18 protein-coding genes and 1 pseudogene are annotated in these 18179 nt (G+C 64.9%); 4 read left to right on the top strand and 15 right to left on the bottom strand.

The genetic code is table 11. The annotated features are described in order from the left end of the window. Positions 1 to 52 precede the first annotated feature (52 nt). From D0C15_RS32265 to D0C15_RS32215, 11 genes are all read right to left on the bottom strand, one after another. Complete coding sequence (locus tag D0C15_RS32265; RefSeq protein ID WP_116051845.1) at positions 53 to 496, bottom strand: hypothetical protein; 444 nt, start codon at positions 494 to 496, stop codon at positions 53 to 55. A 98-nt stretch (positions 497 to 594) separates the two neighbouring features. After that, positions 595 to 1008 (bottom strand): TadE/TadG family type IV pilus assembly protein, encoded by a 414-nt coding sequence (locus tag D0C15_RS32260; RefSeq protein ID WP_245976481.1) that lies wholly within the window; start codon positions 1006 to 1008, stop codon positions 595 to 597. Between the two features lie 83 nt (positions 1009 to 1091). After that, positions 1092 to 1544: a TadE/TadG family type IV pilus assembly protein gene (locus D0C15_RS32255; RefSeq protein ID WP_116051847.1), complete on the bottom strand. Its 453-nt coding sequence runs from the start codon at positions 1542 to 1544 to the stop codon at positions 1092 to 1094. A gap of 5 nt (positions 1545 to 1549) precedes the next feature. Then, a complete protein-coding gene (locus D0C15_RS32250; protein ID WP_116051844.1) occupies positions 1550 to 1738 on the bottom strand; it encodes a hypothetical protein in 189 nt (62 codons plus the stop codon). A 41-nt stretch (positions 1739 to 1779) separates the two neighbouring features. Next, the gene (locus D0C15_RS32245; protein WP_116051843.1) at positions 1780 to 2673 is read right to left on the bottom strand and encodes a type II secretion system F family protein; all 894 of its coding nucleotides are present in this window, start codon (positions 2671 to 2673) and stop codon (positions 1780 to 1782) included. Positions 2674 to 2679: 6 nt separating this feature from the next. Next, on the bottom strand, positions 2680 to 3603 hold the full coding sequence (locus D0C15_RS32240; RefSeq protein ID WP_116051842.1) for a type II secretion system F family protein: 924 nt from the start codon (positions 3601 to 3603) through the stop codon (positions 2680 to 2682). Beyond that, complete coding sequence (locus D0C15_RS32235) at positions 3591 to 5000, bottom strand: TadA family conjugal transfer-associated ATPase (RefSeq protein WP_116051841.1); 1410 nt, start codon at positions 4998 to 5000, stop codon at positions 3591 to 3593. Before D0C15_RS32235 ends, D0C15_RS32240 begins: the two co-directional genes overlap by 13 nt. Further along, positions 4997 to 5902 (bottom strand): CpaE-like family protein, encoded by a 906-nt coding sequence (locus D0C15_RS32230; RefSeq protein WP_116051840.1) that lies wholly within the window; start codon positions 5900 to 5902, stop codon positions 4997 to 4999. Before D0C15_RS32230 ends, D0C15_RS32235 begins: the two co-directional genes overlap by 4 nt. Next, the gene (locus D0C15_RS32225) at positions 5902 to 6609 is read right to left on the bottom strand and encodes an SAF domain-containing protein (RefSeq protein ID WP_116051839.1); all 708 of its coding nucleotides are present in this window, start codon (positions 6607 to 6609) and stop codon (positions 5902 to 5904) included. The genes D0C15_RS32230 and D0C15_RS32225 overlap by 1 nt, the downstream gene beginning before the upstream one ends. A gap of 114 nt (positions 6610 to 6723) precedes the next feature. Continuing rightward, positions 6724 to 7761: a hypothetical protein gene (locus D0C15_RS32220; protein WP_116051838.1), complete on the bottom strand. Its 1038-nt coding sequence runs from the start codon at positions 7759 to 7761 to the stop codon at positions 6724 to 6726. Beyond that, positions 7755 to 8330 carry a hypothetical protein gene (locus tag D0C15_RS32215; RefSeq protein ID WP_245976477.1) on the bottom strand — a complete coding sequence of 192 codons (576 nt, stop codon included), beginning with the start codon at positions 8328 to 8330 and terminating at the stop codon, positions 7755 to 7757. The genes D0C15_RS32220 and D0C15_RS32215 overlap by 7 nt, the downstream gene beginning before the upstream one ends. 363 nt (positions 8331 to 8693) lie before the next feature. Here D0C15_RS32215 and D0C15_RS32210 point away from each other — a divergent pair, with 363 nt between their 5' ends. Together D0C15_RS32210 and D0C15_RS32205 are read left to right on the top strand one after the other, a co-directional pair. Beyond that, positions 8694 to 9188: a prepilin peptidase gene (locus tag D0C15_RS32210; protein WP_162830343.1), complete on the top strand. Its 495-nt coding sequence runs from the start codon at positions 8694 to 8696 to the stop codon at positions 9186 to 9188. A 636-nt stretch (positions 9189 to 9824) separates the two neighbouring features. Continuing rightward, the gene (locus tag D0C15_RS32205) at positions 9825 to 11045 is read left to right on the top strand and encodes a cytochrome P450 family protein (RefSeq protein ID WP_245976475.1); all 1221 of its coding nucleotides are present in this window, start codon (positions 9825 to 9827) and stop codon (positions 11043 to 11045) included. Here the strand turns inward: D0C15_RS32205 and D0C15_RS32200 are convergent. Further along, positions 11042 to 13018 carry an ATP-binding protein gene (locus D0C15_RS32200; protein ID WP_245976473.1) on the bottom strand — a complete coding sequence of 659 codons (1977 nt, stop codon included), beginning with the start codon at positions 13016 to 13018 and terminating at the stop codon, positions 11042 to 11044. The genes D0C15_RS32205 and D0C15_RS32200 overlap by 4 nt on opposite strands. A 114-nt stretch (positions 13019 to 13132) precedes the next feature. Beyond that, positions 13133 to 13360, bottom strand: a pseudogene (locus D0C15_RS35845) (helix-turn-helix domain-containing protein); the annotation flags it as partial. A 92-nt stretch (positions 13361 to 13452) separates the two neighbouring features. Here D0C15_RS35845 and D0C15_RS32195 point away from each other — a divergent pair. Continuing rightward, positions 13453 to 14292: a class I SAM-dependent methyltransferase gene (locus tag D0C15_RS32195; protein ID WP_245976470.1), complete on the top strand. Its 840-nt coding sequence runs from the start codon at positions 13453 to 13455 to the stop codon at positions 14290 to 14292. Positions 14293 to 14305: 13 nt separating this feature from the next. Here the strand turns inward: D0C15_RS32195 and D0C15_RS35550 are convergent, their stop codons facing one another. After that, complete coding sequence (locus D0C15_RS35550) at positions 14306 to 14698, bottom strand: DUF397 domain-containing protein (RefSeq protein WP_116051833.1); 393 nt, start codon at positions 14696 to 14698, stop codon at positions 14306 to 14308. 4 nt (positions 14699 to 14702) lie between these two features. Continuing rightward, positions 14703 to 15566: a helix-turn-helix domain-containing protein gene (locus D0C15_RS32185; RefSeq protein WP_116051832.1), complete on the bottom strand. Its 864-nt coding sequence runs from the start codon at positions 15564 to 15566 to the stop codon at positions 14703 to 14705. 863 nt (positions 15567 to 16429) lie between these two features. Between D0C15_RS32185 and D0C15_RS32175 the strand changes: the two genes are divergently transcribed. After that, a complete protein-coding gene (locus D0C15_RS32175; RefSeq protein ID WP_162830341.1) occupies positions 16430 to 17236 on the top strand; it encodes a hypothetical protein in 807 nt (268 codons plus the stop codon). Positions 17237 to 18179 lie beyond the last annotated feature (943 nt).

The following is an 18179-nucleotide window of genomic DNA, read 5'->3' as shown; positions in this document are numbered from 1 at the left end:
CGACCAACGCTTCCGCCATCGGTTCGTGAACCCAAGCATCCCAGTACCCTCATTACCGGCCCCCACCACTTGAGTTCCCATCACTGTCCACTTCAGAATTCGCGAACCCCAGGGAAACGTCGGTGACTCCGCGCTGCGCATGGGCGCTGCCGTCGCCGTGCACTGAGAGGCTGGAGATCCCGACCAGGCCCAGAAGTTGCGTTTCCTGGGCCGAGGTAACCGTCACGGTCACGGTGTCATCGGAGACGGTCACGGTTCCGGAGACGCCCACGGCGCCGAGGTAGCTGTGAGCGTTGGCGACAGCTTGGCTGGGCGTCAGCCGCAGGGTGCCGCTGATGCGGTAAGCGTTGAGATCGATGGCCTGGGCGCCAGCACGTGCGGCAGCCTCAGCCTGGCCGTTGGCCTTGACCTTGGCCGCCAGCGCTAAACCGCCATCCAGAGTCAGCCCGGCCAGAACGAGAACCCCAACCGTGAGCACGAGCACGAACGCGGTCACCCGGCCCTCGTCAGCTCGCCACCAGCCGCTCCGCTTCGCTCGCCAGCACCGCCACCGCCGAGCACGCTCGGGCGACGAAGCGTGCCGTCCCCGCCGGCTCATGAACTCCTCCCGGCGGTGGTCGTCGTGCCCGAGCGCCACACGTCTATCGGTTCAACCGAGGTAGCGGACAGTGTCTTGTCGCCGGGAACGCCGAGGATGAGTGCATCTCCGAAGTCGACATCGCAGGACACGGTGACGGTCACCATGCCGCCTGGTCGCAGTCCGCCTGTCGAGGTCATGACGGACAGGGATCGGCAGGCCAACCCGGCCGAGGAAAGTGTGTTTACTGCAGTGGCTTGGGCGGCCGAGGTCGCGGCGGCTGGGGTGCGTTCGATGCTCGCGGCGCGGGCAGCTTGGTGAGCGGCGTCGTCGATACGAATGCGGGCATCGACTCCCCGGTGGATGACCACGCCGACGAACACCAGGAGCATGATCAGAAACGGGGCGACGATGGTGACTTCGACGGCCACGGAGCCCTCGTCGGCACGCCACCACAAGTGCCAGCAGCGCCTCCGGGAGGTCGTCGGTGTCGTTGAGCGTGTTGTCATCGTGATCACCCGCTCGTGAGGTCGGGAATGAAGCGTTCGACGGGCCCGGCGGCCTCGGCGTACACTGGAAGGCTCAAGAACGGGATCACCGGTGTTGCCGTTCCAGAGATCCGCACCGAGGCTGAGGTGGCGCCCCGATCGGTGGCGACAGCGGTGCCGGTCAGCGGGCCACCCGCGAGTTGGTCAAGAACCTGCTGAGCGCTGGCCGTGCCCGCCAGGGCGGTGCCGTCTTGTACTCGCACGACGGCCAAGCCCTGCGAGGCGGCGGCCTGGGCGATGTGGGTTGCGTGCGACCACAAGGCGAACTGCATGATGGCCAGCAGCATCAGCAACAGCAGTGGGGTGGCGATCACCAGCTCGGTGCTGATTGAGCCCTGGTCGCCGCGCAGCGCCCGCCCGACTCGCTCGGACCAGGCGTCGCGCCGCAAGGCCGAACGTCGCTCCTTGTTGGGATTCATCGCGATCACATGGTTATGCCGTTGGCCTTTTCGGTGACCTTGCTGGCGATGATCGCGATCACCGCCAGTGCGGCGACGACGAGCAACGCGGTCACCAGGACAGTCTCGGTCGAGTACCCGGCATCGGGCCGTTCGCGCAACGCTTCCCAGCGCGCATGAGCTACGGTCCACAATGTCTCTACGTGCGAAAGCATCTTGTTCTCTTCTCTAATTGGCGTTCTGCTACTGCCCCGCATCACAGTCCATTGAGGACTTGAGTCAGTGCGGGATAAGCGATGAAGGCGAGGAACCCAAGGAACAACGCCATCACTGGCAAGCTCATACGTTCGGTGGCGGCCTGGGCCTCGCCCTCGGCTTCGGTGAGGTGGTGGGTGCGTAGTGCCTGCGCCTTCGCGGCCAGTGAGGCGCGAACCTTGGCCCCCTCCGTGCCGGCCAGGCTGACCGAGGCGGAGAGTTCGGCCAGTTCGCTCACGTCGAGCTCCTCGCCGAGCTGGCGCAGCGTCGCCCAGGGGGTGGTGCGGGTCAGGCGTGCGGTGTCCAGAGCGCGACGGATCTGATTGAACGCCCATCCGCGACCGATTTTCACCGAGTCACCGAGGGCGCTGTCGACCCCGGCGCCACCGGCCAGGGTGATCCACACCAGGTCCAGGTAGGCCGACAGTGCGTGGCGGAATCCGACCCGAAGCTTCGCGGCCTTCGTGCGGGCTTGCAGGTCCGGCAAGATGAATCCGGCCGTGGCGAGCACGAGCCCGGCGATGATCGGGAATCCGAAGCCGGGACCGATCCCGGCCATGGTGAGGATCAGGCCCAGCAGCACTGGCAACACCAGACCGGCAACTGCCAGCGCGGCCTTCTCCGCCAGGTGAGCCGGTGTCGAGCGGCCGATGACCGCCAGCTCGCGCGCCAGGCGTGGACCGGGAAGACCCAGCGCTCGCAGCGGCGAGACGGCGGGGCGGCCAAGCCGGACGACCCAGCCGGTGTCGTCAGTGGCCAGAATCGGTGCAGGGCCCGGTGGTGCGGTGGCGCGGATCAGGACGGCGCCGAGGGCGGGACGGGGTGGAAACAGGTAGACGGCCAGCGCCCACAGCCCGACGCCGAGACCAGCCCCCAGCGCGATGAAGGTGATCACGATTGGTTACACCTGCCTTTCGGCGACGAGCATGGCGCGATCGGAGCCGCTGGTTGACTTTTCGGTGGTTGACAGGAAGCGGTCAGGTTGGGCAACGCGGGTAATGCGCGCCAGCCATGCGAACCCGAGGGCAAATAGGCCTCCGATAACCAACAGGACGAACTGTCCTGTCGCGCTGTCGTAGGCGACCATGTAGTCGCGGTTGAGCAGCACCACGGCGGCGGCAAAGGCCAGGGTGGTGCCGACGATGACGCGCACTGAAGTTCTCGTGCTGGCTCGTCCGGCCTCCACGCGCATCCGCATCGAGGCTTGTCCCCGGGCGGCGGCGGCCAACGAGCCGAGCAGGTCGGCCAGCTGGCGGGTCTGCTGTTCGGCGGCCAGCAACAAGGCGGCAATAACCAGGTCGCCAACCGGGTCATCAAGGCGCCCACCGAGCCTGCGCAGCGCGGGCGTGAGGCGCTCACCGTTTTCGATCTCGGTGACGAGCTCGCCAATCTCGTCGCGGATCGACGGCGGCGCCAGCGGTGCGGTGGCGAGAATGGCCTGCTCCATCCCGGCTGCGGCCGAGAGAGTGTCGCGCAGCATTTCCGTCCAGGTAGCGATGGCCTCGATCCGAGCGACCCGGCGAACGTGTTCGCGGTCGCGGCCAAGCACGTGCGGCAGCGTCCAACAGGCGAGCGCCGCCAGGAGAACGGCGACTACCCAGCCGGTCAGCAGGCCGATCGCCAGGCCGACAACTACGGCGAGCACAAGCCGCGGCGTGCGGCGCTGGTCCGGGTGGCTGCCCACGCGCATTCGGTTGCGATGAGGCTGTTGTGAGTCTGTGCCGTGCCAGCCGAGGATGACTAGCAGGAAGCCGAGCCCGGCGCCGAGGCCGGCAAGCACCGCCGTGGCGATGGTGGGACTGAGGGGGATGTTCACGGCGTCCACCAGCCCTCGGGGTTCTCCAGCACACCGGGGTCGAGGCCGATGTCGGTGAGGTCGTCGAGGGTGTCGCCGCGTAGGGCACCCGCGACAGGGCGGGCGCGGCGATCGGGGCCGGGGCGGTAGATCTCGTTGGAGATGACCTGGGGGCCATCGGCATCGACGACCTCTCGGATCGAGGAGACAACGCGGGTGCGGCGGTCCTCGGCCCGGGCCAAATGCACCACGAAATGCACGGCCGAGGCGACGAGCAGGTTGGTGGCCTCCAGCGGCAGCCGCTCGATGCCTTGGGCGGCGTAGGATGCAAGTCGAGTGAAGGCGATGCGGGAGCTGGAGGCGTGGAGGGTAGCCATCGACCCGTCGTTGCCCTGGGACATCGCGTTGCACATCGGGATGACCTCGGGGCCACGGATTTCGCCAACGATGACCCGGTCAGGGCTCATTCGCAGCCCCCAGCGGACCAGTTCAGCCTGGCTAACGGCACCTTCCTGCTCGACGTTGGGTTCGCGCGCCTGGAAGGCGGTCACGTCGGCGTGGATGTCCGGGTCGTGGTCCAGTCCGAGTTCGAAGGCATCTTCGATGGTGACGATCCGTTCCAGCGGGTCCATCTCGCTGGCCAGTGCCCGCAATAAAGTGGTCTTGCCCGCGCCGGTACCGCCCGTGATCAGCACGTTCTTGCGTGCCTGGACCAGCGCCCGCAGGAACTGCTCCAGACCGGGATCGAGAGTGCCGCGGTGCCGCAACTCGGACAGAGTGACGGTCAGATAGCTGTGGCGGCGGATCGACAACGCAGTCACCCCACCGGCAGTTACACCCATCACGGCGAACAGCCGCTCGCCTCCGGGAAGCTGGAGGTTGACCGCCGGGGAACCGTGGTCGAACCGGCGCTCCTGGCTGCTGGCGCGTGCTGCGAGCAAGCGGACCAGATCCGTCAATTCCTCATTGGACTCGGCGATCGGGCCGACCTGGGTGCGGCTGCCGTCGTTGTACTGGACGAAAACCTGGTTGTAGCGATTGGCGTTGATCGTCTCCACGCTCGGGTTTTCCAACAGCGGTTGGAGCCCGGCCATGCCGAACAGTTCGTTGACGACCTCGGCGACGACCTTTTGCTCGGCTTCACGACTCAGTAGCTGCCGTCCAGCGGCAAGTTCGGTTTCGGTGTGCACGCGCAGCGCGTCTTCGAGGATGGCCCCTGCCAGCTCGCGGCGGGCCTCCCGCGTCGCAGTCGTCCCGGTGCTGTACTGCTGCTCTGCCACACGCTGGGGCAGCTCGGCATTCAGCCGCTCCCGCAGGTGCCGTCGCAGCCGGGTCAAAACAGGCGCGTCATCGTCAACATCCCATCCCGGCTGTCGGGAAGGGCGCAGCGGGACAGGCGACGGGTAAACATCGGCCGGGTACGTCATGAAGCCTGCCCTCCTTGCTGCTGGTCGTTTCGGCCGGGACCTTCTGGAGCGAGCCGGACGCCATTGGGCGAGACCGCATCAGGCGGGACACCGGGAACCGCGCGCAGCACCGGCGACGGTGGTGGTGGCGAAACTGGGGCGCTTTGGTGTGCTGTAGCCGCAGATGGTCGATCGCGGGTGGCAAGCTGGATAGCGACTTTGTGGGCGAAGCGACCCAACGCGGACTGCGCTGGGCCCGTGCGCCCCCAGCGCAGCTTGTTCGGCCGCCCACACAGCACGGCCGCGCCGATCGGGTCATCTGGCACCCGTCCCATCGGGGGCACGCCGAGTTCGCGGGCAACCTCGGCGGTGGAGTAGCCGTCTCCGACCAACAGCAGCACGGGGTTCGGGCTCCAGCGGCCGACTGCAGGCAGCCGACGCGGCAGATGCGCGAGGTCGTCGGAGTGCGCACGGGACAGCAGGACCACCACGTCCGAGGAGCGCACGATCGAGAGTGCGGGCGACCCAGGGTCAATGCGCCCGCAGTCGGCGATCACCACGGTGCCAGGTTGGTTTGCGGCTGTCCGCAGGGCGGCGAGCCCGTTGATGGGGTCCGGTGCCAGCGCGAACAACGCCGCGCTGGCCTGCTCGGCGTCCGGCGGGGCGGTGATCACTGACAGCCCGCCGGGAAGCTGCAGAGTGTGCGGCCACACCAGGTCGGCGTCGCTGCTGCGGCGCGCTGCGGCGGCCAGGCTCACCAAACCGGGCGCTGAGGGCAGGGAGAACCGCAAGCCGATGTCTCCACCCGACGGGTCGGCCTCGACCACCAGCACCCGAGCGGGGACCGGCCAGCGCGCCGCCAGCGCCACGGCGAACGTGGTCGCGCCTGGCGAGCCTTTCAAGGACAGGACTGAGACCAACATCAGTGACCTCCCGCAGAGAGCATCACGATCGACAACTGGCCAGCGGGCACCGCGGCGACCTGGCGGGCTGCGGCCTCGGCCAGTTGCACTGAGACCACAGTCTGTTCATTCAGTGCTGGTGCCACGCTGGTGATCACGCCAGGCCACTCCGTGCCGTCGTCAGCGGGAAAGCTGCTCTCAGTGGCCGCTTGTCCGGGCACGAACACCACGGACACCGTCGTCCCCGGGGCGACCTCGGGCGGAAGCTGCCCGGCCTTGAGCGCGAGCGCGGCGATCGCGTGCCTGTCCGTGGGGACGGTGGCTCCACCGATTGAGTTCGGGGTGAGCAGTGCACCGGTAGACAGGTTCGTGGCCATCGGCCTGCCGACCAACGTGGCTGCTTGTTCGGCACCAACCACGGCGACACCGGGGTCAACCGCGACGTTGACCTGCCGCAGGTCCTGCGTGGTCAGTACTTGCCCCACAGACATGTCCCGGGCCAGCGCGAGAACAGCCTGCCGGTCCCCCGAGCCGAGTGAGATCAGCAAGAACCCACCGACGCAAGCCAGCACAAGTAGGACTCCGAGCAGCAGGTACGGAATGGTGCGGCGTCGCCCTGGGGGTTGCAGCCGGGATGCTGGCGGCTTCTTGCCGTCGCTGATCCAGGGGCCATCGGCCGTGCTCGTGGGCCGGTCGGTGCCCGGTCGGGTCGTGGTATTGGTGTTCACGCCGGTACCTCCAAAAGGCATGGGGGTAGTGCGCCGCGTCGCCAACGAGTAATCAGCGAGCGGAACGGTTGGTGTCGATGTCGGAAGCCGGGGCTATTGAAATGGACTGGCTGGTCAGCCGCCGCTGTTGTTCAGTGCTTGTGACTCCGCCACGCGGAGGCTCGCGTTGCCGGTCGTGGTCATGTCGGGGAAGGTTCCGCTCTGACCGGCGCCCGACCACGTGACCGTCCAGTGCACGGTCGCCGTCACGGCGAAAGTCTGTCCGGGCTCACTCGCCGACGAGCTGCGATAGACGTGGCCGCAGTCCGGCGAGGACGCCTTCGGGTCTATGCCGCCCTTGTGCGGGGTTCCCGCGCCCGTGCAGGTCACCGTGGAGCCGTCACCCATCGACCAGGTCACCGAGTTCCGTGTCGCGGTGGCTGTCACCGACACGCCTGGCACCGAGGCTGTGGCCGACGTCGGATCCCAACCGTTCGACAGCCATAGCCAGGTCGGCAGATTCACCAACTGGTCCCCGCTCGGGCTCGTCGAGATCGTTGGCGTCGGCAATTGCAGCTGTTCGCGTGCCACCTGCGCTAGCTCAGCGGGCGAAGGCAGTGTTCCCGCCCCGGGTTCCTCGCCATCCGGCATCCATACAGGTGGCCTATACAGTGCGTCTGCCACACCCTCGCTGGTGCATTTCCAGATGTACCAGGAACCTGTCTGTTCCTGTGCAACAGACGCGAACGTGGTGAGGCGCATGGAGGAATTCACGAACATCACCGGTAGCGTCACAGCGTTGTCGTGTTCAGGCGGCGCGGTGTAACCCGCCGGAATAGTCCCTCCAGACGGAGGCTGGTAGTCGCTGGGCACATACGAGCAACTCGCCAGATTCGACTCGCCCCCGATGATCGAGTCGCCGCTGTTGCCGTTGTGGTTGTTGCCACCAGCGGGTGGGTCGAGATGTTCAGGATTGGTGCCGTCGTTTCCCGCTTCGCCTTCTAAAATGCTGCCAGTGCCGCCCGTGCCGGCGGACAGTTCGCACGCGGGGGACGGCGTCTGGGCACAGTTGACGTTGCCGTAGATGTCGTCGGCAAAGGCAGGCAGACTCCCGCCCAGCAGGCCGACGGTGCTGACGGTTGCGATCACGACGGCTCGCTTACTGGCTAGCATGACCCCACCTCGTGCACACCGAAGTCTGACACCTTCCATGATCCATCGGACTGCTTCTCGACGATGGCATTGATTTGCCGACGCCCTCCGGGGGCGTCGTTGGCGAGTTGGCCGTTGTCGACGCGGTACTTCAGCGAACTGGTTGAGTCGCTGCAGTCGGCTATAACCACTCTGGTCGGACTCGTGACTGGGTCCACAGAAGACACTTGAGTGTCATGCGCGGGCTCGCCTTTGGTGACCAGGCCGTTGCGGTGATCGGCGTAGAGCGCCCGTGAGAGGTTCGTCAAGGCGATGCCGGTGGCATGTTGTGCCAACCCCTGCGACTGCCAGTCCGCGGTAGCCGCTGCTTCGACGAAGTCGCGCCACATCCCGATATACGCCGCTGTCGCCTGTTTCTTCGCGCGTTCTCCTGATGCGAGCGACGGCGATACGGCAGGCGGGTTGGCCGAGATCGTGCCCGGTGTCGTGGATGTTTCTGGTGTCGTCGTACTACACGCGACGAGGATCAGCGCGGAGGCCGCGGCCGCCATGATGCTATGAGCAATGTGTCGTTGAGCGGGCGCTGCCATGATGAACCTCCCGAGAGCCAGGGTGATCGGCGAATTCTGCTGTCGGACGTGGGGAACGAAGAGCGTGGCGCGAGCCCGGTTGGATTGTGCTCCACTCATTCGGATGACGACGGGTGCGCGGATTCGACGCGCAACCCACGATGGCGATATGGAGATTTGCGAGGTGCGCCGCGCGGGTTCACCGGCGAGCTGTGAACTTGGTCGAGCCACGACGGTGGCAGGTTGAGTGTCTGGTGGGTCGTCGCGTACGGCGGTCTGGGAGCGGCGTTCGGGGCCGCGGTCAGTCCTGTGACTCGGCGCCAGCTGCCGGTGAGCGCAGCCGGATGGGCGCGGTCGCCTTTGGTCGCCCTGGCTATTACCGGTGTGCTGTTCGCAGCCCTCGCGGCCGGATTCGGCCATCGATGGGAGCTCGTCCCGTACGGGGTACTGGCCGTCGTGTCCGTGCCACTGGCGATCACCGATATCATTGAGCAGCGCCTTTCCTCTGCGCTGGTGCTGCCGTTGGGGATCACATTGCTGGCGCTCTTCGCCGTGCTTGCGGTGGCGCAGGCGGATGGCGCGAGCTTGCTGCGGGCGGTGCTTGCGATGGCGGCGCTCGCCGGCTTCCACCTTGTGCTGGCCCTGCTGCTCGGCGGATTGGGTGCTGGCGACGTCAAGCTCTCGGCCGTACTCGGGATTGCGACCGGCTGGACTGGATGGCCCGCTGTTATCGGAATGCTGCTGTTGGCCTACGTCACCGCGTCGCTGACAGTGCTGCTCGACCGCCTCCGCCACAGAGCCAACCGCTTGGAAGCGATTCCGCTCGGGCCATACCTGATATTCAGCGCTTTCGTCACCATCGTCACCCTCGGTGCATGATGGCCACAGTCGGCGCGGCACGGTCTGCCGAAGCGAGATGGTTTGTGGATCGAATACGTCCACCAGAAGGCGCGTCATGACGTTATTCCCACCTTGCGACCAGTCGGTGTGGCGGGCGCACGTTGGGCGCGGAGCGCCCGCCACACCTGCGATGCCCCAGACGATGCCAGGGCGGGCTTCTACTGACAGGACGCGGAACTGCGAGCCCTCGAACGGCGCCGAGGAGTACGTACCGACAATTCCGGGTTCTGAACCGCGAATACCGCGAGCACATTTCCCGAGCATTTCGATGGAAAGCGTTAAGGCGGCAGTCATAGCGGTTCCCCTCGTGCTGTCCTGGCGTAGGCCGACGTTCACCAACCAGCGGAGCCGACCCGTGTCCTGTTGCGTTGCCGGTAGATGGCATCGGTTCAAACGCAACTATTGCGCTCCACTAGAGCCATCGACAGGGGTTGCGGGTTGCCAAGCGATCTGGCAACCCTGGACTGCAGGTGCAGGAACTACAGGTCGTCACATCAGACCGAAGGTGAATGCATCTCAATACCCCAAGCAGGGACAGCGGGATTGAAGATTGTGACTCTTTGTAGCCATATCAGCAGCTGCGGATCGCTTGAAAGGCTTGTACTGTCGTACGGCATGACGGATAGCGGCGCGGGTACGTCTGAAACACCAGAGTTGACTGGTCCGCAGTTCGATCGGAATCCATCTCCTGCCTATGCGTACCTCCGCGAACACTCGCCGGTACACCGGCTGCCGCTGCCCGGAGGCGCCTACTACTGGCTGATCACCCGCTACGAGGACGCGTTACCGGCTCTGACGGACTCTCGGCTAGCAAAGAGTCCGGCTAAGGGGAATGCCGCGTGGCGTCAGTCCGGCATGGGATTGCCGCTGGACCACAGGCCCTCGCTCGGCAGTCACATGATCAATGCAGACGGCGAGAAACACTCCCGCTTGCGCAAGTTGGTCGCTGGAGCTTTTGCTCCGAGACGAATGGAGCGACTGCGACGTCGAGCGCAAGCTGTTACTGATGATCTGCTCGATCAAATTGAGCCGAGAGCGCAGGCGGACCTGGTGCGTGACCTTGCCTTCCCGTTGCCGATCTGCATGATCAGTGACCTGCTCGGAATACCAGAGAGTGAACGGGAGCCCCTCCAGCGATGGGTTGCCGTGCTCGACTCGTCCGATCAAGACTCGTCCGTCGCGGACCTGCTCGACGTGACAGACGAGATCGATAACTTCCTAACCGGTGTAGTGGACTACAAACGGCGATCGCCTGGCGAAGACCTGATCAGCGACTTGCTCAGGCAACAGCGTGCAGGTCTCCTCACCAATGACGAGCTCACCAGCATGGCCTTCCTTCTCCTGGTGGGTGGCCACGAAACCACCGTGGCGCTGATCGGCAACGCCACGCTGGCGTTGCTGATGCACCCTGAGCAGGCGGACGGTGCCCGCGTCGATCCGAACATGGTGTCGCAGGTCGTCGAGGAATCACTGCGAATCGACAGTCCTACTCAAAACGCCACCTGGCGATTTCCGCTGGAACCAGTCACCATCGGCGGCCAGCTGATACAACCGGGCGACCCGATTCTGGTCAGTCTGCTGGCCGCGAACCGGGACCCCGCGCACTTCGCGGATCCCGACACGTTCAACCTCATGCGAAGCGCGCGGCACATCGCGTTCGGCGCTGGTCCCCACGTATGCATCGGGGCGGCCCTTGCCCGCCTCGAAGGACAGGTCGCGGTCGGCACCGTCTTCCGCCGATTCTCCGAACTCGCTCTCGCAGTACCTACCGAGCAATTACGCTGGTGGCCCAGCCCCATCATGCGCGGACTGTACTCGTTGCCGGTGGTCTTTTAGCACAGATCGATATACGCGACGGAATCGGTGCGACACTCACCATCCAACTGTTGCCTCAGCCGCAGCGCGCGTCGCTCGTCAGCAACCTCGAAAAGGGAGAGCGCTTCCGACAGGGAGTGGATGCCTGCGCGCTCGTTACCAATCTCGCGCAGGATAGTGCCCTGAACCTCGAGTACATCGGCTTCCTCCCAGCGGTCGCCAACCTCCCGGTTCACCAGGAGCGCCTGCTCGCAGCAGGACAGCGCCTGGTCGTGTTCGCCTCGCTGGTGAGCGGTCCTCGCCATGCGCGACAGTGCGTATCCCTGGCCGGGCCGGTCATCGATCGAGACGTACAGTTCGTAGGCACGCTTCCCGCACGACCAAGCCCGATCGAGTTCACCGAGTTCTCGGTAGGCGTCACCAAGGTTGGCCAGGGCGGTAGCGACGCCGAACGCACCGTCGATCGACTCGAACACCTCGACCATCTGCTCCAGGTACCTGACAGCGCTCCGATACTCTCCGCGGTCGAAACGAGTGAACGCCAATCCGGCCAAGACCCAGCCACGACCGGTTCGGCCTGGGCAAACCTTCAACGCCTGCTGAAACTGCCGCTCCGCAGTTTCGAGATCACCGCGGCGACGGTAAGCCTCCGCAAGATTGGTCAACGCCCAGCCGTGGCCGAAGGCACTCCCTGCTTGCTTCGCCGCTACCACTCCTATCGCATGCGTCCTGATCCACTCATCCCACGGCCGCCGTAGAAAGAAGTAGTCGAGCCAGGTCACCGGCAGCTGCCATGCCTGCTCGAAGAGCTGTTCCTCTTCTGCCAGCCGAGTGAGCCCGACCATGGTCGGAAGTTCCAGATCGCACCACCGCAGTGCGCGGTCGTATTCGTCCGGACCAAACCCGGCCACTCGCACTCCAGACATCGGGGCTGGCAAGTCAAAGTGTGGCCGATGCGGGGTCAGAGCACGCACTGCAGCATCACTGCTGGCGAGGTACCAGTCAATCTCGCGTCGTATTGCGTTCGAACACTCGTCGTGCGACTCCGCCCGTGCCTGTTCAGCGGCATACACCCGCAACAGATCGTGCAACTGATACCGATCTCGGCCGGTCTCCTCGATCAGGTGCGCCTCGGTCAACATGTCCAGCATCCGTTGGGCGACCGGGCCGGGCACGTCAGCCAGGGCCGCCGCAGCCCCAACGCCGAACGTCGCGCCTGGATGCAGACCCAGTAGTCGGAACTGGCGGGCAACCTGTGGCGGCAAAGCCTGGTACGACCACGAGAAAACGCCACGAACCGTAAGGGTGTCCTCGTCACCCGCAGACAGGAAGTCCAACCGCTCGTTTTCTGCGGACAGGCCGTCGGCGAGATCAGCGAGGCTGTCGTGAGGATGCGCGGCAATTTTGACGCTGGCAATCCGCAACGCGAGCGGCAGGTAGGCGCATCGGCGGGCCAGGTTGTCCGCTGCCTGCCGCTCGGCGTCGATCCTCTCAGCGCCGATCACTTTCCGAAGAAGGTCTCGCGCATCATCCGGGCCCAAGGGGTTGAGAGTCACACTCGTGGCCGGCGCCGCTGACAGCAGTAGACCGGTGAGGCGTTGTCGACTGGTGACGAGGACCGCGCAGTCAGCAGATCCGGGCAGCAAGGGCCGCACTTGTCGTGAGCTCGCCGCGTTGTCGAGTACGACGAGGATGCGCCTGCCGTGCACCAGTGAGCGGAACGTTGTTGCTCGTTCCTCGCAACCCGCCGGGATGTGATCTGGGTTGGTGCCCATTGACCGCAAGAACATGTTCAGAACTTCGCTGGGGCCAGCCGGTTCCGCCCCCGCCCCGTAGCCGTTCAGATTGGCGTACAACACACCGCCGGGGTACTGCGCACCGATGTCATGAGCGTATCGCAGGGCCACCGCGGTCTTCCCGACTCCTGGCGGTCCATCAATGCACACAACCGGCATGGCTCCGGACTGCTGCTGTGCGTCAAGCAGCTCGGCCAAACGAGTCAGTGGGCCGGCACGCCCCACGAGGGCTGATGGCGCAGCGGGAAGTTGAGCCAGTGGCATCGATTCCCGGTGGCCACGCTCGAGTGCCACGGTCGCTCGCGCGGTCAGCTCGTTGTCCGTCCCGAGTGCCTTGTCGCATGCTTTGGCCACCGCGATCGAGATCGCTTGTTTCCCGTTCTCAACTCGGCTGAGGTATCCCTTGTTGTAGTGCACCACGTCAGCCAGTTGCTGCAGGCTCAGGCCTAACTCCCTGCGACGTCGACGCAGCAGTTCTCCATCTGATTCCGGTGCCTCTGACACCCCCGTCACCCTCCTCCTACCTGCAGTTTCCGCCATCCAAGTTGGTTACGCAAGACGGCTGTCACATACACTGAGAGTGATGTGACGCGGTTCGAGCTCCCGCAGATGTGGCGACAGGAGGGGCGCTGGTGGACTTCGACAGCACGGTTGAGAAGCAGATGCAGGCGAATCAAGTCAACTGGGATGCTCGAACACCAGTGCATGTAGCCAGCCGCTTCTACGGACTGGACGGTAGCCGACCTGCTGACAGCTGGTTCGGCCCCTTCGAATGGAAAGATCTAGGCGAGCTACGCGACCGCGACGTCGTTCATCTCCAATGCCACCTCGGAACCGAGACGATCGCCTTCGCACGCCGAGGGGCGAGGACGACCGGGGTCGACTTCTCGGGGGAGTCGATCACTCATGCACGACGGATCGCGCAGCGCGAAGACGTGAGCATCGACTACGTGCGCTGCAACGTATACGACGCGGTCAACGTCCTGGGTGGACAGCGTTTCGATGTCATCTACACGGGTAAAGGTGCGATTTGCTACCTGCCAGACCTCTCACGCTGGGCATCAGTCGTCACTGGTTTGCTCCGCAAGGGTGGGCTGGTCTACCTGGTGGAGTTCCACCCCGTACTCCAGTCCCTCTCACCCAAACCCGCGCTCGGCGAGGGGCCTGAGCTCCTCCTGCGCCATGACTACCTTGGAGGACGTGGCGCCATCGAGCGGTCTGGCACCTCCACCTATACGGACGGACCGGAGCTGGCGGAAGCGACGCGCGCGTATGAGTGGACACACGGTCTTGGCGAGGTCATAACGGCACTCGCTGAAGCCGGGATGCGGATCGACCGCCTTCGTGAAACAGAACTACTGCCCTGGCCACGGTGGGAACACATGCAGCAGGACGAGAGCGGGTGGTGGCGACTGCCCCCGAGCGAGCCCCGCATACCGTTGCTTTATGCCCTGCGGGCATACAAACCTTGATACTGGCGAGATATCACGTCAGTACCGCGGGGTAAGCGAACTCGCCTGCACGTACACCATCCAAGAAGCTCTGCCACTCAGCTGCGGTGTAGGTCAGCGTCGTGCCGTCCTCGATCGCTCGCAACACGGTGCCCCCGCCCGGGGTTGTTTCGACGCTGAGTGCCCGGCCGGCCTGCGGAGCCACGCGCAAGGTGAACTCGTCGAGGAATACTGCCCACTGAGCTGCGGTCACAGTGATGACTGGCTCAAGGTCCGGGCTGCTAGCCGAGTTAAGCCGGTTCTTGCTGTCGCGGATCAACACTCGGTCGCCGTCGAACTTGACCTCTACGCAGGATCCCGTCGAGCTACTGGACCTGCTCTTGAACCAGTCCCTGCGGACTGATTGTCGAGGCGGAGGAAAGCTCATGGGATCACTCTATCTCCTTGGCGCACCGCCGGATCAGATCGAGTGAGTCTTGCCTGTTCAGTCCCTGCGTCAGCGCTTGGGCGTGGGTCATGCTCAGGTCTCGCACCTGCGTCTCGTTGTCGATGATGCCCTGTGCGGTGACCGTCTCCTGCCAGGCCAACGCGGGCAAACGTGGACTCGCGAAGTCGATCAGGTGGAACGTCGAGGCCCCGAGTACGCCGCCCGCGGTGACGGTAAACGGGATCACTCGTACCTGGATTGAGTCGGGGCAGCTCTCGATCATCGAGATCAGGTGCAGCAGTTGACGGCGAAGCACGCTCGGACCGCCGGTCTGCTGGAGCAAGGCGGCCTGGCTGACGACGGCGGTCAGGTGCAACGGGTCGTCGCCCGTAAGTCGTTCTTGCCGCCGCATCCGGACTTCGACTCGCTGATCCACCTCGACCTGTCTGATGTTGGCGAGGTCTGACGCGATGAGCGAGCGAGCATAGTCCTCCGTCTGCAACAGCCCGGGGATCAACAGGCTCTCGTAGGTTCGGATCCCCTGCGCACCATGCTCCAACCCGTAGAGCCTGAGCAGGTCTTCACTAAACAAGGCTGAGTAGCGCGCCCACCAGCCCCGCCGCTTCGCCGATTCACGAAGGTCGAGCAGTTCCCGCTGCTCGTCGTCGTCGAACTCGAGGATCTCGAGCAGGAGCGTCAGCTTGTCCTCAGAAAGGATCTTGCGGTCGTTCTCCACGGCCGACCAGTAGTTGCGGGAGAAGACCAACCGGTCGGTGATGGTCTTGACGTCCATCCCCACCTGCTCCCGGCGCTGCCGAAGCCGCAGGCTGAGTTCCCAGCTCGCAACGGTGGGCGATGAAGGTGCCATCGAACTTCCTCTCCGAGTCAATCCAGCCGTGCGACGGCAACCATACAGGTGACACTTCGGGTACTCATCCAAATTGTTGACAGGTTACGGTAACCGGTCTACGTTTTGGTATTCAGCGCGGTCACGGGGAGCGTGAGCGTTACTAGTTCGCTGAAAAGGAAGGGAGAGATCGGACTATGGGCTCACCCGCTGTTGCAGAAGTGGTTCTGGCCTGCGGCCTACTGCTGTTCATCGGCTTGGGCTGCGTCATCGGACCGCTGTACACGTTGAGTCGAGGAGTCGAGCAACGTCGGGTACACCGCGCCAGTCTCGCCTCGGAGCGCGATCGCACCCTCAGGCCGCTCGGTGACCAGGAACAGCAACCCGACCTGCGCGTGCCTACCGGGTTTCCGACAACGACGGTAGGTAGTTCGAGGCGCCCTTCCTTCGGCGGTGACCGTTGATGGCGAAGCACGAGCGGCGAACTCCGTTGCTACGGCTGCTGGCGCGTCTCGGGTGGCAACGGGACCCCGACCTGTGGACGATTCCGTGCCGGGACGGGCAAGGGCACCGCGCCAGCCTTTGGGTGACTCTTACCTCGACCGGAGTCAGCCTCACCGTCTCGTCGCCCGGGCCTTGGGCGCTGCAGCCACTGCACGTGGGGCAGCTGCGTCGCGCGCTGCGGGATGCGCTCATCACCGTTGACAGCCTCGCTGGCCCCGCTGACCACGAGAGGCCGTACCCGCCCGAAACGCACGGTGCCGAAACCGGCGGCATCCCCGAACCTCGGTGTCGAACTCGCCTCGACCACCGGGAATCACCGTCCTCTACCGGCGCCTTACCCCAAGCCGCGAACCACGCGGAAACCCGTTTGGAGGTCAACGATGACCACGCCAACACCAGGCACTCGCACAGCCACTCGCGCGCCGACATCGCTGCATGAACTGGCCACAACACGCGCGTGGTACGAGGAATGCGTGGGCTGGCCGGTCCATGTCGATGCCAGGCTGCGCTGCCTGGGTCTCGTAGCCGGGCAAGTTCTGGACGCGGTCAGGCTGCCGGAACCGCTGGCAGTGCGCACGCAGACCGAACTCCGCGTGATGATGCTCGCCGGTCCAGTCATCGCTGAACAGGGCAGCGCACGATGGGTAGTGCTCACCGAACCGGCGCCCGCAGCCGAGGCACCGCTACCCCGTGACCTCGTTGCGGCGGGCGCGATCGCGGTCCCGCGCGGTGACTATATCGCCATGCCGATCAGACGCCCCGGGACCGACGACGGATGGGCTGTTCCGCCACAGAACCGTTGTTCACTGCCACCGTGGTCCGCTGTGGTCGGCGCCGCTCGGCGGGCCTTGGCCTCACGCAACGAGAGCCGTCACGAAGTCCGAGCATCGACGACGAGAATGTTGTTCGATCAGTTCCTGTTTCGGGCACTGCGCAAGGTGTCGCGCGGCGAGATCGGCACCACAAGCGCGGCGAGGACGTTGCGCAACAGAACGGATGATCTTCCCATCCGGCTGTTCAGCGCTCTGCACATGTTGCGCAGAGATGGCTATGTCTACTTATCAACCGCGAACCAAGACCCGCGTGACGGCTGGATTGCTGCTCACCTCACGCCCGAAGGGCGTGAACTGCTGGACGCCTGGAACGCCCAACTTCAGTCGTCAAACCCCGTCTCGACTCCGTATTGATAACCGCCGAGGTGTCCGGAGACGCCCACATGTCCGCCCTCATCAACGAGGCCTCCGCTCTGGGGAATCAACGAGGCCAATGAGCCGTTAGCGCATCCCCTCGAAGAAGGAGATCAACGCCATGCCACCCACCCTCGACGAAGTTGTGGCCGACACCTTGTGTCCGGACAGGCTCGGCGGCGAGTTACGCCACTACCCGATCACGCGACACGGCAAGACGATCACGATGCCCGGCCCAGACGACAGCAGCGTCAGCCAAACCACACGAACGGTGATGCTCGCGCTTTGCACAACGGCGAGGTTTCCCGTCTACCTCATGCCGCCCCGCGAAGCACCACATTCCTCAGCAGCGCCCGTGGTATGCCCGACCTGCCGTTACAAACTATCCCAAGCCTTGCAGCAGCGGCACGCCGCAACGCAATAAGCGAATCGGCAGTTGCCCAACTGCAATGGGACGACACCAGCTGACCGGTCCGGACGGCGAGCCAGTAATCGGCACAGACAGCGCGTTTGGGCTGGGCGGACGACACGCATTCAAAAGGGACCCGCCAAGCCCCGACACCGACCCGGACACAGAGCCGGACGACACACCCACCGTTCGCTTCTACGGACCAGAGTGGAACGCGTTGATTGAGACCGCCATCCTAGACTCGACCCCGTCCGGCCATGACGTACACAACCCGGCGCTCGACGTGGCAGGAAATCGCGACACTGCACCCAGCACGGAGACACCGCTCGATCCGACCGACCCAGCCGCACTACACAGACTGTTAGGAAGCCTTCGGCGCTGGAACCCCAATCCACCAAAGCACCGGAAGGGTCCGTAACGCGAACGGTGTTTCCGGCGGTGTCGATTAGTAGGTCTCGGTCACCGGCCAGCGGTCACCGAAGGTGATGGAGAACGCGTTGATCACTGGCTTCCAACGCATCATCCATCGTGCCG

Origin of the sequence: Amycolatopsis palatopharyngis, from assembly GCF_003385185.1 — a bacterium.
GTDB classification, from domain to species: Bacteria; Actinomycetota; Actinomycetes; order Mycobacteriales; family Pseudonocardiaceae; genus Amycolatopsis; species Amycolatopsis palatopharyngis.
Note: the sequence above shows the minus strand (reverse complement) of the source record. Positions and strands in the feature narration are given on the sequence as shown.